Genomic DNA, 15,360 nt, shown 5'->3' with positions numbered 1-15,360 from the left:
GGGAGGATCACGGGGCTCTCACCAAAACCCGCTGTTTTTATGCGGATGGCCGAAGCCTTGCCTCGACGCCAAGCGCGAGCGACTGGAGGATCAGCGCGCAGGAAGTGGCGCCCGCATCCAGAACGCCAAGCGAACGTTCGCCGAGCCTGCTTGCCCGGCCGATCCTGGCCACCAGATCACGGGTGCTGTCCCGGCCGGCCTCCGCCGCCGAAACGAGAATATTCAGCGATTCCGCAAACGACTTTCCGTCGCTATTGGCCAGATCGAACGCCTCTATGGCGGGCACGAGCGCATCGAGAAGGGTCTTGTCGCCCACTTTTGCGGACCCGATCGCCTGAATACCTTCAAGACCATTGTGCAGCATTGCGCTGAACATCCCCGCATCGATCTGCGCAGCCTTTTCGATCGTTTCAGCGAACTGAATGAACATGACGCCGTAGAGCGGCCCCATGGACCCGCCGATTTCCGTCATCAGCACCGTGCCGAGCGTGTCGAGAGCTTCGGCGAGCGACATGTCTGCGCCCTTGATCCGTTCGGCTGCCATGCCAAATCCCTTGGCCATGTTAACCCCGTGATCGCCATCGCCGATCTTGCCGTCAATCTCGCTGAGATAAGCGCGATTCTCGATGATCCGATCCGCGAGCGAGAAAACGATGTCGCCTGAGGAAGCGTTGTCAAATTGCTGCATTCGCTTGGTCTCCCATCAAGGCATTGCCGGGCAGTGGACATCGACGTCGAGTAGCGTCTTCAACTCGTCGTCAAGCGCCATGACGGTCAGCGTCGCACCGACCATTTCCAACGAGGTGAAGTAATTTCCGATATAGGTCTTGTAGATTTTCAGTCCGCGCCCGGTAATCTCGGTTTCGATCGTGTCGTGAAGGATATAAAGCTCGTTCAAGGGCGTCGCGCCGAGGCCGGAGACGATGACGGCCACTTCGGTTCCCGATGCCAGGCCGTGATCGTCCAGAACGATCCTGGCCATTTCGCGTGCGACCTCGGCGGCAGGCTTCAGCGGCTCGACCCGGACCCCCGGCTCGCCGTGATGGCCAATGCCGACTTCCATCGTGCCCGGCGCAATCTGGAAGTTGGGATGCCCAACGGCGGGCAGCGTGCAGGGACCGAGGCCGATGCCGATGGAGCGGCAATTGTCGATCGCCCTTTGCGCTGTCGCCTGCACTTCCTCGAGGCTCGCCCCCTGCTCCGCTTTGGCGCCTGCGCATTTCCACATGAATATCTCGCCGGCGACGCCACGTCGCTTCTCGCGCTCGTCCGGTCCGGCCGAACATACATCGTCATTGGCGACGACGGTCGCGATCGTGATGCCCTCCTTGGCGGCAAGCTTGATCGCCATCTTCACGTTCATGTTGTCACCGGCATAATTGCCGTAGAGGCAGACGACGCCGTTGCCGCCATTGGCTTCGCGCGCGGCATCGAGAAAACTCTTGGCCGTCGGCGACGAAAACAGCTCACCCACCGCGACGGCATCCAGCATGTTGCGTCCGGTATAGCCGATAAAGGCGGGCTCATGGCCGGAGCCACCGCCGGTGATGACCCCGACCTTGCCCGCGACGGGCGCATGGCGCGCAACGATGACGCGCGGATTGCCGTTGCCGAGCCTGACCATATCGGTATGCGCCTTGACGAAGCCCTTGACCGTATCCTCGACGACCTCGTCCGGATTGTTGATAAACCGCTGCATGGTTCCTCCTGTTTTCCGCGTGTCAGACAATGGTATAGCCGCCATCGATCAGAAGATCCGCGCCGTTGATCATCTCGGCGCCGCTCGATGCCAGAAACACCGCCGCCGCAGCGATCTCCTCGGGATAGGCGAAGCGTCCCGTCGGGATGCGCTTCTTCAGCTCCTCTCCGCGCAGGTTATCCCAGGCCTTTCTTCCGAGATCGGTCAGAACCACTGTCGGCGAAATCGTATTGACGGTTATGCCGTGTTTTCCCCACTCGGCGGCGAGCGTCTTGGAAAGACCGATGACGCCGAATTTGGAGGCGCAATAAGCCACGTGCTGATCGATGGCGACCGTGCCGGCCTGCGAGGCGATATTGATGATCCTGCCGCCGCTGCCCGCCTTGAGCATGACCCGGCCTACAGCCTGACAGACGAGGAACGTTCCCTTGAGATTGATGTCTATGGTTCTGTCCCAGGCCTCCAGGGTGAGATCCTCGGCGGGGGCGAGCATGGCGACACCGGCGCTGTTGACGACGATATCGATATGGGCAAAGGCCGCCTGCGCCGCAGCGATGACGGCTTCCACCGATTGCGGGTTGGAAACGTCGCAGACGAAGGATTTCGCGCCATTTCCGAGGGCGTCGGCCTTGGATTTCGCGACCGTTTCATTGATGTCGATCACGCCGACGACCGCGCCCTTGGCGGCAAATGCCGATGCGATGGCATCGCCGATGCCGGAGGCGCCGCCCGTTACCAGGGCGACCTTGCCGCCCAGCGAAAAATTCAGATCAATCTGTTTTGAATCGGTCATGGATCTTTTCCCGGCTTGTCTGAGAAATGGGGCGGGCGCACCCGCCCCACACAATGGATTATTTACGTGTTGCGAGCAGCTTGTCGACATTGTCGGCCGTCACCGGCGTCCACGGCACATTGTAGTTCTTGTCCTTGCCGTCGTTCCACGGCATATCCTCGTAGGTCGCCCAGATATCGGACTGCGGCTTGTAGTCGCCCTTCTTGGCGTGGAAGATGGCCAGGTCGAGAGCGCCCTGAGCCTGTGCACGTGCGTCCTGCAGGATCGACGTCATCTCGCCGGCCTTGACGGCGCGAAGAGCGTCGGTGATGCCGTCGATGCCCGCGATCGCAAAGCTCTTCTCGTCGAGCCCCGCAGCCTTGATCGCCTCGATGGCGCCGAGCGCCATCTCGTCGTTCTGGCCGATCACGCCGTTGATCTGTTTCGGATGCGCGGTCAGCCAGTTCTCCATCAGCGTCTGCGCTTCGGCACGTGACCAGTTCGCCGTCTGGTCTTCGAGGACCTTCACGTCAGGGCATTCGGCGAGCGCCTTCTTATTGCCTTCCAGGCGCGAGATCTGTGCGGACTGACCGACCGGGCCTTCGAGGATGACGACATTGCCCTTGCAGCCGAGCTTGTCGAGGACGGTCTTGGCTTCCATGTAGCCCGAGATGGTATCGTCGGAACCGACATAGGAGGTCAGCAGGTCGGAATTGACGCGGGTGTTCGAACCGATCACCGGAATGCCGGCATTCACCGCCGACTGTACGGCTGCTGCGCCTGCATCGACGTCGATCGGTGCAAAGATGATCGCATTGTATTTCTGCGTGACCATCGTCTTGAACTGATCCTGCTGAACCAACGCGTCATAGCGACCGTCGAAAACAGTCAGCTCGACCTCCCCGCTCTTGACGGCCGGGTGCTCCTGCATCGCCGCCGCCCAGATCTGCATGAACTCCGCATTGAGGCCGTAAGGGGCTGCCCCGATCTTGATCTTTTCCTGGGCCACGGCCGACGAGGCCAGCAAAGCAGTCGCCGAAGCGAGCGCAATCATAAGCTTTCTCATCTCAATCTCCTCCACTTTAAGTTTTAGCGGCCGACATGGCTCGCCTCTGCAACAGGCCGGCAAGGGCCGGCACGGTTTCCGATGGGGCTCAGGCCCCGTAAGTTCGCTTCTGGTCGAGCATCACAGCGCCGACGATCAGGGCACCTTTCAGGACCTGCTGGTAGTAGGATTGGATCCCCATCAGATCGAGGCCGTTGTTCATGACGCCGATGATGAGCGCACCGATCAGCGTGCCCGTCACCCGGCCGACACCACCCGACAGACTAGTGCCGCCGATGACGACCGCCGCAATCGCGTCCAGCTCATAGGCAATGCCCGCCTGCGGCAGGGCCGATCCCGTCCGGGCGCTGAGCAGCATGCCGGCAAGACCGGCAAGACCGCCGGAAATGACATAGACAGTGAAACGAATGCGGCCGATGTCGATACCGGAGGTCTTTGCCGCATGCGGATTGCCTCCGACGGCATAGATGTAGCGGCCGAAGCGCGTCCGGCTGAGTATCCACCACGAAGCCGCGAAAACGACGGCGAGAATGATGACGGGGGCCGGAATGCCGAAGACGTCGCCGGTGCCGATCCACCGGAAGGCCGGCGTCAGCGCGGGAACGGGGCGACCGCCGCCATAGATCAGCGTCAAGCCGCGCGCGGCCGAAAGCATGCCAAGAGTGGCGACGAAGGCCGGAACGGAAAATCGCGAGACGATCGCCCCTGAAATCGCGCCGCAGGCAACGCCAACCAGGATGCCGACCGCAAGTCCGATGGCCACCGGATAGGGCGCACCGGCGATCGCCGCCGTAGCGGAGGTCGTCGAGAAGCTGGCGCTGACAATGCCGGCAAGCGCCACGACGGAGCCGACCGAAAGATCGATGCCGCGCGTCAGGATCACGAAGGTCATGCCGATGGCAAGCACGCCGTTGATCGAAGTCTGCAGGAGCACATTGGAAATATTGCCGCCGGTCAGGAAGAACTCGTTCGAGAACGAAAGGACCACCACGAGAAGCAGAAAAGCGAGAAAGATACCGTATTCCTGTATCAACAGCCGCCGCCGATCCGAACTGAACCAGCCGCCGGCATTGCTATCATCGCTCTCTGACACTCTTGCTCGCTCCTCTGGCGCCGTAAGGATGACCTGATCCTGATCAGGTCGATAGGTGGACGAGTGATTGGGCATCCGTTTCCTCCCGGCTGTAAATTCCCGCGCTCCTACCGGCGCGCATCACCATGATACGGTCCGACATGCCCAGAACTTCGTCGATTTCCGATGAGATCATCACGACCGTTCCGCCGGCCGCGGCAAAATCACAGATGATGCGGTAGATTTCGCGCTTGGCGCCGACATCGACGCCACGTGTCGGCTCATCGAGGAGCAGCACCTTCGGATTGCGCAGGAACCATTTTCCGAGCACCACTTTCTGCTGATTGCCGCCTGACAGGCCCGAGATCGGCATGGTGTCACGGGCGGCCTTGATCTGAAATTGCGCCTGGATCCGACGACTGGCCTCGGCCTCGCGACGGCGGCTCATGGCAAAGGAAGGGCTCATCTCCGGTAAGCTTGCCATACAGATGTTGGCGCGAACGGAGTCGGAGAGATTGAGGCCCGTCAGCTTGCGATCCTCCGTCACCAGCGCCAGGCCATTTGCCATCGCATCCGCCGGCTTCGACACGGAGATGCGGGCACCATCGACGACGATCCTGCCGTCGGAGGATTTTTCGAGGCCAAAAAGGCAATTGAAGATCTCGGTTCGGCCCGAGCCCATCAGCCCGTAGATGCCGAAGATCTCGCCCTTGCGGGCGGAGAAGGAAATGTCCTCGATCTTGTTCGGGCAACTCAGCGCCGTAACCTCGAGGCCGGTTTCGGATGTCGGCGTATTGGTCTTGACATATTCCTCGGCCAGTTCCCGGCCAACGATCATCCGGATGAGATCAGGACGGCTGATCTGCTTGAGGTCTCCGCTGCCGACATAGGCACCGTCGCGAAACACGGTATAGGAATCGGCGATCTGGAAGATTTCCGAAAGCCGGTGCGAGACATAGACGATGCCGCGTCCCTGCCCCTTCAGGCGCCGGATGGCCGCGAAGAGCTGCTGAGCCTCTTTCTCACCGATTGCCGAGGTTGGCTCGTCCATGAAGATGACCTCGGCATCGTGGCTTAGCGCCTTGGCGATCTCGACGAGCTGCATCTGCGCAACGGAGAGGTTCATCATGTACTGGGTGGCGCGGATATCGAATTCGAGATCGTCGAGAAGCCCTTGGGCGGAGCGGTTCATCGTCCGGAAATCGATACCGCCGAAACGTGTCGAGGGCTCGCGGCCGAGATAGATGTTTTCCGCTACCGTCATGTGCGGAACCGGGCTCAACTCCTGCTCGATGATGGCAATGCCGGAGGCGAGCGCGTCGGCGGGGCTGGCAAAGTCTACGTCCTTGCCACGACGGCGGATCGAGCCAGCATCGCGATTATGGATACCCATGAGGATCTTGAGAAAGGTCGACTTGCCTGCGCCGTTGCCGCCGCAAAGTGCGTGGACCGAGCCGGCGCGAAGTTCGAAGCGGCCGTCGCGCAATGCCGCGACACCACCAAAGGACTTCTTCAGCCCTTCCACATCCAGCAAAAGCTCCACCCTTTTCTCCTCCACACATGCACCGGCAACCGATTGGCGGGAGCCGATCGACATCGGTGATCTCCAGCCCCGATATCGACAATGACATTATTCGACATCGACTCGACAAATGTCAAGTCAGTGTCGAACATATAAATGCGAGGGCGGCTCAGCGGACCTTCCGCCATCGTCTCGAGGTGAAACGATAAGTTCTTACGCCGAACCAGAGCTATGATCGCCTCGACGATCGAGCCGCTGAAGCGCGCCGGACTTGCCAGCCTTCCAAAACAAAAAAGCCCCGTCTCCGGGGCTTTGTTACTTCAATCTATCGTCAATCCGATCAGTCGACATCCTCGACGACCGCATCGGCGGCGCCGCTGATGCGATGGGCAAGTGCTGCTTCCATGAACTCGTTCAGGTCGCCGTCGAGAACGTCGTCCGGCGCGCTGCTGGCGACGCCGGTGCGCAGGTCCTTGACCATCTGATAGGGCTGCAACACGTAGGAGCGGATCTGGTGGCCCCAGCCGATCTCCGTCTTGGAAGCGGCTTCGGCACTGGCGGCGTCCTCACGCTTCTTCAATTCGGCTTCATACATGCGGGCACGCAGCATGTCCCAGGCCTTGGCGCGGTTCTTGTGCTGCGAGCGCTCCTGCTGGCACTGCACGACGATGCCCGTCGGGATATGCGTGATGCGCACGGCCGAGTCGGTGGTGTTGACGTGCTGGCCGCCGGCGCCCGACGAACGATAGGTATCGATGCGGCAGTCGCTTTCGTTGATCTCGATCTGGATCGAGTCGTCGACAACCGGATAGACCCAGATCGACGAGAAGGAGGTGTGGCGGCGCGCATTGCTGTCGTAGGGCGAGATGCGCACCAGCCGGTGTACGCCCGATTCCGTCTTCAGCCAGCCATAGGCATTATGACCCTTGACGAGCAGTGTCGCGGACTTGATGCCCGCCTCTTCGCCATCATGGACTTCGAGAAGCTCGACCTTGAAGCGCTGGCGTTCGGCCCAGCGGGTGTACATGCGCAAAAGCATGTTCGCCCAGTCCTGGCTTTCGGTGCCGCCGGCGCCGGAATGGACTTCGAGATAGGTGTCGTTGCCATCGGCTTCGCCGGAGAGCATGGCTTCCACCTGGCGGCGCGCGGCCTCGGCCTTCAAGGCCTTCAGCGTGTCTTCGGCTTCCTTGACGACGCTCTGGTCGCCCTCTTCCTCACCAAGCTCGATCAGCTCGATATTGTCGTTCAGCTGCTGTTCGAGCTGCTTGACGCCGTTGATGCCGTCATCGAGCTGCTGGCGTTCGCGCATCAGCTTCTGCGCTTCGGAAGCGTCGTTCCAGAGGTTCGGATCCTCTGCCTTGTTGTTCAACCAGTCCAGCCGTCTTATCGCTTGGTCCCAGTCAAAGATGCCTCCTCAGCAGGGTGATAGCCTGCTTGGTTTCATCGACCACGTTTTCGATTTCCGCTCGCATTTTCCTGCTTCTCTGTCTCGGTCTTCTTCAGGTGCTGGTGACATAGAGACGCCCGCCGCGGATGTAAAGGGCCGCAGCGGGCGTATAAAATTCAGGCCCTCGGTCAGAACAGGCCGGGCGTGCCGGTCTGGACGGCCTGGTTCGCCTGCGGCGAAGTCTTCAGGATTTCCTCCGGCGCCATGGTGCTGTCCATGCCGATCACGGAGAAGCTGTCGGCCGGGCCGGTGCCGGGCTTGAAGGCCTCGATGATGGTGTTCGGATCGCCTTCGCCGGCCGCCATGCCGGTCTTGCGGTCGATCGAAATCAGGTTCATGCCTGATGGAATGACGAACTTCGATTCCGGCGTGTCCTTGACGGCTGCCTGCATGAATTCGTTGAAGATCGGGGCGGACAAGACGCCACCGGTGCCGCCGCGGCCGAGCGGGGCCGGCGTATCGAAGCCCATATAGAGGCCTGCGACCAGATCCGGCGTGAAGCCGACGAACCAGGCATCCTTCTCGTCATTGGTGGTGCCGGTCTTTCCGGCGACGTCGCGACCGCCGAGATCGATCTTGCCGGCAGCGGTGCCGCGCTGGATGACGCCCTGCATCATCGAGGTGATCTGGTAGGCGGTCATCGGGTCGAGAACGGTTTCGCGATTGTCGACGATATTCGGCTCTTCCTGGTTCTGCCAGTCGCCGGCGTTGCAGCCCTCGCAGAGACGCTCCTCATGCTTGAAGATCGTCTTGCCGTAGCGGTCCTGGATGCGGTCGATCAATGTCGGCTTGATCTGCTTGCCGCCATTGGCGATGACCGAATAGGCCGAGACCATGCGCAGCACCGTCGTGTCGCCGGCGCCGAGCGACATGGAGAGAACCGGCAGCATGTGATCATAGATGCCGAAGCGCTCGGCATATTCGGCGACGATGTTCATGCCGAGATCGTTGGCGAGGCGCACCGTCATCAGATTGCGCGAATGCTCGATGCCCGAACGCAGCGTCGACGGGCCGCCGGATTCGCCGCCGTAGTTTTCCGGCCTCCAGACCTGGCCGCCCGAGACGATCTCGATCGGCGCGTCCATGATGACCGAAGCCGGCGTATAACCATTGTCCATCGCCGCCGCGTAGACGAAAGGCTTGAACGAGGAGCCCGGCTGACGCATCGCCTGGGTGGCGCGGTTGAACTCGGACTGGGCGTAGGAGAAGCCACCGACCATGGCGAGCACGCGGCCGGTCTTCGGATCCATGGCGACCAGACCACCTTGCACCTTCGGCGGCTGCTGCAGGCGATAGGAGGTCGACGCGTTGTCACCGAGCTTTGCGACATAGACAACGTCACCGGGGGACACGGCGCCGACCGGCGATTTCGTGGTCTTGCGGGCGCCGTCGGCCGAACGGAAGGCCCACTGCATGTTCTTGGCGTCGATCGTGCCGCGCTGGCGATCGGCCTCAACCTTGCCGCTTCCATCCTTGCCCGGCTGTAGGCCGATGTCGACGTTCGAGTCGGATACGGCGAGTACCACGGCAAGCCGCCATTCCGGCACATCGGACAGTGCGGGAATATCGGCAAGCGCTTTGCCCCAATCACCGCTCGCATCGATCTGCTTGATCGGGCCGTGGAAACCGCGGCGCTCGTCGTAAGTGACCAGACCGTCCTGCAGCGCCTTGCGGGCAGCGAGCTGCATCTGCGGATCGAGCGACGTGCGCACCGAAAGGCCGCCCTCATAAAGGACCTTTTCGCCGTACTGGTCGATCAGTTGGCGGCGCACGGCTTCGGCGAAAAAATCCGAAGCAAAGAGCGAGGGGCCGGTGGTGCGGGCGGTGACGCCGAGCGGCTGCTTCTTGGCTTCCTCGCCGTCAGGCTGGCTGACATAGCCGTTCTCGACCATCCGGTCGATCACCCAGTTCCGACGCTCGAGCGCAGCTTCCGGATGGCGGAACGGATGGTAATTGGCAGGACCCTTCGGCAGCGATGCCAGATAGGCGGCTTCGGCGACGGTCAGTTCGGTGACGGATTTGTTGAAATAGGTGAGTGCTGCGCCGGCGATGCCATAGGAATTCAGGCCGAAAAAGATCTCGTTCAGGTAGAGTTCGAGGATCTTGTCTTTGCTGTAGGCCTGCTCGATACGGAAGGAGAGGATCGCTTCCTTGATCTTGCGGTCGATCGTCTGGTCCGAGCTCAAAAGGAAATTCTTGGCCACCTGCTGGGTGATTGTCGAGGCACCGACCGGGCGGCGGCCGGAACCGAAATTCTGCAGGTTGACGAGGATTGCGCGGCCGAGACCGGTGAGATCAACGCCCGGGTGATTGTAGAAATTCTTGTCTTCGGCCGACAGGAAAGCGGCCTTCACGCGGTCGGGAATAGCCTGGATCGGCAGGAAGAGACGCTTTTCCTTGGCGTATTCGGCCATCAGAGCGCCGTTGCCGGCGTGCACGCGGGTGGTCACCGGCGGCGCATAGCTGTTCAGAACGGCATAGTCCGGGAGATCCTTCGCGACATTGGCGAGATAGATGGCAATACCCGCCGCCGCGACCAGAAACAGGACGCAGGCCATTCCGAAGAAATATCCAAGAAGTCTAACCATATTTCAGCTACCGGTCTCTTCGATCTTCAATCGGCGCAGCCGCAACGATTGCACAGATCAAGGCAATTTGCACGTTGCGCGGCTTACTCTATGAGCGCTACCGCCACAAGCCGAATTCCGCGCCTCAGGCTGCGAAACATAAGCCGGAGTAACGGCGTGAATGTGAGCAAAATAGGGCTGTCTGCGCCGCATTCACCGCTGCGGCCGCGTTTCATTAGAACTGTCACATCCAAGCAACGCCCGGCGCCGCCGTCAATCTGAGGTATCTTGCTCAGAATTTGATTCATGCGGCGCACTTAAATCTTTGTTTTCATGCATGTCGCCGTACTGCAACCGCTACAGATCTTTAGGCGGCGGCCGTCAGCCGCCATTCGCCATGACGGCGGCGCGGTATCGCTTGACTGCGTCGGTCAAGAGACCGGCGATCTTGCCGCGCCAGGCCTCGTCGAGCAGCAGTTTCTCGTCCTCGGCATTCGAGAGGAAGCCGATCTCGAGAAGGATCGACGGCACGTCAGGCGCCTGCAGCACGCGGAAGCCGGCATGACGGTGCGGATTGTTGATGGTGCCGACCTGATCCTTGAAAGAATTCAGCACGCTCTCGGCCAGCGAGATCGAGAAGGCCTGCGTCTCGCGCCGCGTCAGATCGAGCAGGATGTCGGCAACCTCCGGCGGCTCGGCGACCGTCTCCTTGCCGGCGATCTGGTCGGAGAGGTTTTCACGTTCAGCAAGGTCGGCGGCGAGCTTGTCGGATGCCTTGTCGGAGATCGTGTAGACGGTCGCGCCGCGGATATCCTTCTGCTTCAGCGTGTCGGCATGCAGCGAAATGAAGAGGCCGGCATGATTCTGGCGGGCGATCAGCACACGCTGCGAAAGCGACAGGAACTCGTCATCTTCGCGCGTCAGGAAAGCCTTGATGCCCGGTTCCTTGTTCAGCCGGTCGGTCAAGGCCTTCGCGAAGGCAAGCGTCACCTGCTTTTCCTCGGTCTTGGTGTCGACGCCGATCGCGCCGGTGTCGATGCCGCCATGGCCGGCGTCGACGGCGATGACGAAATCGCCGGGCGCAGCCTTTTGCGGTGCCGGAATGGCGCTCGTCGTCTGAGCCGCCTCAGTCCGGTCGCTCCAGGATTGCGTCTTCACCAGTTCGGCAAAGGCCTTCTTGTCGATCATCTCTGCATCGAGCACGAGGCGATGGCCGTTGCCCGTCTCATCGGCCTGCACCTTGGCAAGCGCCAGCTTCACCGGCCCTGTCGTCGTCAGCACGATGCGGGCGCTCTCTTCGTCCATCTTGCCGTAGCGGATATCCTTGAACAGGCCGCGGGCGGCAAGATCCTTCGCCGCAAAACCGAAGGCGGTCGCCGGCAAGTCGACGACGATGCGTTCCGGATTGGCGATATAGTGGACGGAGAAACGCGGCTCGCGATCGAAATCGATGACGATGCGGGTCCTTGCGTCGTCGCCGACGATGCGCGCGCCATAGGCAAGCAGCGGATCCTTGGCCTCGACGGAGCTGGCAGCTGCCGGCAGCAGACTAACGACCAGAAGCGCCGCCAGAACCCGCCTTGCGAATGTCGATCGCCGCGCTGCGGATTTCGCCGCGATCCGAGCCCTCTTAAACAATAAACCGCCACACCCTATCTGTATTGCGATGGACCCGACGCGGCTGCGGCCAACGTCCCTGTGACGAAACACCCGCTGCAGCCTGCCGAATCGCGATCACTTTATCCCCAGCTTCTATGCGTTGCGAAATCCATCAATATTATGGCACATTTGGCTTTTCCCTTGCTATTGTGACACAGAAAACATACAACGAATTTCAGGGTAAAGTGTTGACGGGATAGAGTCGCCGCGAAGGCTGCCAGCCAGATCAGGACCTGGCGCCACACCGGTCATCGTCCGCCGTCTCATGCGCTTAATCCCTAGAACTGGATCCTGATTTTCCGGCTTATTGTCGGAATTCATTGGTGGATCAGCCACCACGCTCTCAGGGAGCAAACTCATCGGACCCGAACGGGTCTTCGTATTTGTCGATCACGCTTGGTTGTTGATGGTTTCGCAGCAGGTTTTATCTGAAGTGTACAGGCCCCGGACCGAAATGGTTCCGGCTGCGGTCTGGCTGCTGCCCTCCCCCTCGCATCAGGCGCGACTTTCATTATCCGGCGCGGCTACAGTGGACCGCATTCTTTCTGTCTCAACAGCAGTCGGGAATGCGCTCTCGCGGCCACGCCGAGGAGCACAGCTTACATGGCAGACAAAATGCTTATCGATGCGTCTCACGAGGAAGAGACGCGCGTCGTTGTCGTTCGCGGGAACCGCATAGAAGAATTTGACTTCGAGTCCCAGCACAAGAAGCAGATCCGCGGCAACATCTATCTTGCAAAGGTAACGAGGGTCGAACCCTCGCTGCAAGCCGCCTTCGTCGATTACGGCGGCAACCGGCACGGTTTCCTGGCCTTCGCCGAAATCCATCCCGACTATTATCAGATACCGCTTGCCGACCGTCAGGCGCTGCTTCGGGCCGAAGCCGAGGAGCATCGCCGCGACGAAGACGTCGAGCATGTCGAAACCGCGCCGATGGTCGATCTTTCCAAGCAGGATCAGCCGGATGTCGGCATCGCGCCGGAAGCGGCTGCCGTAACGGAAGAGACCGCAGCGGTAGAGGCCGCGGCATCGCCCGAGGCCGCCGAGGAAGCGCCGGCCAAGAAGGCAAGGCCGCGTCGCAGCCGCAAGAAGGCAGCCGAACCGGTTGCCGAAACGACCGCGACCGAGGACGCTGTTCCCACAGACGTCGAAGCCGAAGGCGCGTCGAGCGTCGACAATGAGGATGACGGTTCGACCGGCGGCGCGATGGCCGCGATGGTGGAAACCGACTCGATCTCCGAGGACGTCGATACCAGCAAGCGTCGCCACGATGACGACGACGATGATGACGATCACGGTGAAGAAGAAGTCATCGAATCCGTCGGCGCCGAAGACGCGATGGAAGAAGTGCCGGACCGCGTGCAGCGCAAGCCGCGCAAGCAGTACCGCATCCAGGAAGTCATCAAGCGCCGCCAGATCCTGCTCGTGCAGGTCGCCAAGGAAGAGCGCGGCAACAAGGGTGCAGCCCTTACCACCTATCTCTCGCTCGCCGGCCGCTATTCGGTTTTGATGCCGAACACGGCGCGCGGCGGCGGCATTTCCCGCAAGATCACCAATCCTGCCGACCGCAAGCGCCTGAAGGAAATCGCGCGCCTGCTCGAGGTGCCGCAGGGCATGGGCGTCATCCTTCGCACCGCCGGTGCCAACCGCACCAAGGTGGAGGTCAAGCGCGACTTCGAATATCTGATGCGCCTTTGGGAGAACGTGCGCACGCTGACGCTGGCGTCCACCGCTCCCTGCCTCGTCTACGAGGAAGGCTCGCTGATCAAGCGTTCGATCCGCGACCTCTACAACAAGGATATCAGCGAAGTCATCGTTTCCGGCGAAGAAGGCTATCGTGAAGCGAAAGACTTCATGAAAATGCTGATGCCGAGCCATGCCAAGGTGGTTCAGCCCTATCGCGACATCCATCCGATCTTTTCGCGTTCCGGCATCGAGGCTCAGCTCGACCGCATGCTGCAGCCGCAGGTGACGCTGAAGTCCGGCGGCTATCTGATCATGAACCAGACCGAAGCGCTGGTTTCGATCGACGTCAACTCCGGCCGCTCGACCCGCGAACATTCGATCGAGGACACCGCGCTGCAGACGAATCTGGAGGCTGCAGACGAAGTCGCCCGCCAGCTTCGCCTTCGCGACCTTGCCGGCCTGATCGTCATCGACTTCATCGACATGGAAGAGAAGCGCAACAACCGCGCCGTCGAGAAGAAGCTGAAGGAATGCCTGAAGAACGACCGTGCCCGCATCCAGGTCGGCCGGATCTCGCATTTTGGCCTGCTCGAAATGTCGCGCCAGCGCATCCGCGCTTCGGTTCTCGAATCGACGACGCAGGTCTGCTCGCATTGCGGCGGCAGCGGCCATGTGCGTTCGCAGTCCTCCGTCGCCCTGCATGTCCTGCGCGGCATCGAGGAATATCTGCTCAAGAACACCACGCACAACATCACCGTGCGCACCACGCCTGACATCGCGCTCTACCTGCTCAACCACAAGCGCCAGACGATCATCGATTATGAGAGCCGCTTCGGCGTTGCGATCATCATCGATGCGGACGGCTCGGTCGGCGCGCAACATTTCGCGATCGATCGCGGCGAGCCGGTGGAAAACCCGGTCAAGATTGAAACCCTCTTCAACTTCGCAGCCATTCCCGAGGATGACGACGACGACATCGTCATCGAAGTGGATGAGGAGGAAGACGAGGAACTCGAGGAAAAGCCGGCCGTTTCCGAGCGGCCCGTCGCGGCCCGCGCGGAAAGCGAAGCCGACGGCAATCGCAAGCGCAAGCGCCGCAGGCGCCGCCGCGGCCGCAACGGCAATGCCGAACAGCCGCTATCAGCGACAGGCGAAGCCGGCGACGAGGATGAGGACGGCGACGACGAGGGTGGCGAAGGTGATGAAAACACCGAAGCCACGCCCGAGACACGTGCCGAAAGCGAGGAATCGCAGCGCCGCAAGCGGCGCCGTCGCGGCAAGCGGGGCGGCCGTCGCAATCGCGCCGAGGATGGTTCGGAACTGACGGCTGGCGAAGCCGGTGAAGACAATGGCGGCGACGAGGACGAAGGCGACGACGTTTCGAACGACGGCGCTCCGAGCGAAGCCGTAGCGGTCGAGGCGATTGCCGAACAGGCCGACGAAGGCCAGGCCGCGATGGCAGCCGTCGAGAGCGCGCCTGTCATAACCGAAGAGGTGAAGCCCGCCCGTGCCCGCGGCCGCCGCAAACCGGCCGCAGCGCCGGTTGAGGAACCGGTTGCAGAGACGGCCCCTGCGGTCGAGGCCGAACCCGAACTGGTAGAAGCCTCCGCCGATCTCGAAACATCGGTTCAGGAAGAGGCAAAGCCGGTTCGCGCCAACCGCGAATCCAACATCTCCTCCTCCGAGCCGACGGTGAAATCCACCCGCGTCGAGAATGTCGAAGGCGATGACGGCAAGCCGAAGAAAGCCGGCTGGTGGCAGCGCCGTGGCTTCTTCTGAACGCTGATTTTTGGACGTAAACACTGAAATCCGGCCGCGGCGACGCGGCCGGATTTTCGTTTATGGCGATGACATCGTCGCCGAGCTTGAA

At 61.3% G+C, this 15,360-nt stretch carries 10 protein-coding genes; 1 reads left to right on the top strand and 9 read right to left on the bottom strand.

Annotated elements, in window-relative coordinates; translation table 11 throughout:
* Nucleotides 1-37 precede the first annotated feature (37 nt).
* The 9 genes from dhaL to AC244Q_RS06980 all read right to left on the bottom strand — a co-directional run bounded on the left by dhaL (nt 38) and on the right by AC244Q_RS06980 (nt 11,783).
* Nucleotides 38-688 carry a dihydroxyacetone kinase subunit DhaL gene (dhaL, locus tag AC244Q_RS07020; RefSeq protein WP_128407358.1) on the bottom strand — a complete coding sequence of 217 codons (651 nt, stop codon included), beginning with the start codon at nt 686-688 and terminating at the stop codon, nt 38-40.
* 15 nt (nt 689-703) lie between these two features.
* On the bottom strand, nt 704-1,699 hold the full coding sequence (locus tag AC244Q_RS07015; RefSeq protein WP_128407357.1) for a dihydroxyacetone kinase subunit DhaK: 996 nt from the start codon (nt 1,697-1,699) through the stop codon (nt 704-706).
* Nucleotides 1,700-1,721: 22 nt separating this feature from the next.
* Nucleotides 1,722-2,492: an SDR family oxidoreductase gene (locus tag AC244Q_RS07010; protein ID WP_113545953.1), complete on the bottom strand. Its 771-nt coding sequence runs from the start codon at nt 2,490-2,492 to the stop codon at nt 1,722-1,724.
* A 58-nt stretch (nt 2,493-2,550) separates the two neighbouring features.
* Entirely contained in the window at nt 2,551-3,537 is a 987-nt protein-coding gene (locus AC244Q_RS07005; protein WP_128407356.1) for a substrate-binding domain-containing protein, read from the bottom strand.
* 88 nt (nt 3,538-3,625) lie between these two features.
* Complete coding sequence (locus AC244Q_RS07000) at nt 3,626-4,630, bottom strand: ABC transporter permease (RefSeq protein WP_011651405.1); 1,005 nt, start codon at nt 4,628-4,630, stop codon at nt 3,626-3,628.
* A gap of 43 nt (nt 4,631-4,673) precedes the next feature.
* The gene (locus AC244Q_RS06995; RefSeq protein WP_113545999.1) at nt 4,674-6,152 is read right to left on the bottom strand and encodes a sugar ABC transporter ATP-binding protein; all 1,479 of its coding nucleotides are present in this window, start codon (nt 6,150-6,152) and stop codon (nt 4,674-4,676) included.
* A gap of 319 nt (nt 6,153-6,471) precedes the next feature.
* Nucleotides 6,472-7,603 (bottom strand): peptide chain release factor 2 gene (prfB, locus tag AC244Q_RS06990; RefSeq protein ID WP_012756997.1). Its coding sequence is split into 2 segments (ribosomal slippage): nt 6,472-7,533 and nt 7,535-7,603, totalling 1,131 coding nucleotides; the frame shifts between segments, so codons are not numbered across the junction.
* A 103-nt stretch (nt 7,604-7,706) separates the two neighbouring features.
* Entirely contained in the window at nt 7,707-10,166 is a 2,460-nt protein-coding gene (locus tag AC244Q_RS06985) for a penicillin-binding protein 1A (protein WP_017993637.1), read from the bottom strand.
* A 360-nt stretch (nt 10,167-10,526) separates the two neighbouring features.
* Nucleotides 10,527-11,783, bottom strand: coding sequence for an N-acetylmuramoyl-L-alanine amidase (locus AC244Q_RS06980; protein ID WP_017993635.1), 1,257 nt, complete (start codon nt 11,781-11,783; stop codon nt 10,527-10,529).
* Between the two features lie 624 nt (nt 11,784-12,407).
* Between AC244Q_RS06980 and AC244Q_RS06975 the strand changes: the two genes are divergently transcribed.
* The gene (locus AC244Q_RS06975) at nt 12,408-15,269 is read left to right on the top strand and encodes an Rne/Rng family ribonuclease (RefSeq protein ID WP_012756994.1); all 2,862 of its coding nucleotides are present in this window, start codon (nt 12,408-12,410) and stop codon (nt 15,267-15,269) included.
* Nucleotides 15,270-15,360: the final 91 nt, after the last annotated feature.

It is taken from the genome of Rhizobium sp. CB2179, assembly GCF_057653455.1.
Note: the sequence above shows the minus strand (reverse complement) of the source record. Positions and strands in the feature narration are given on the sequence as shown.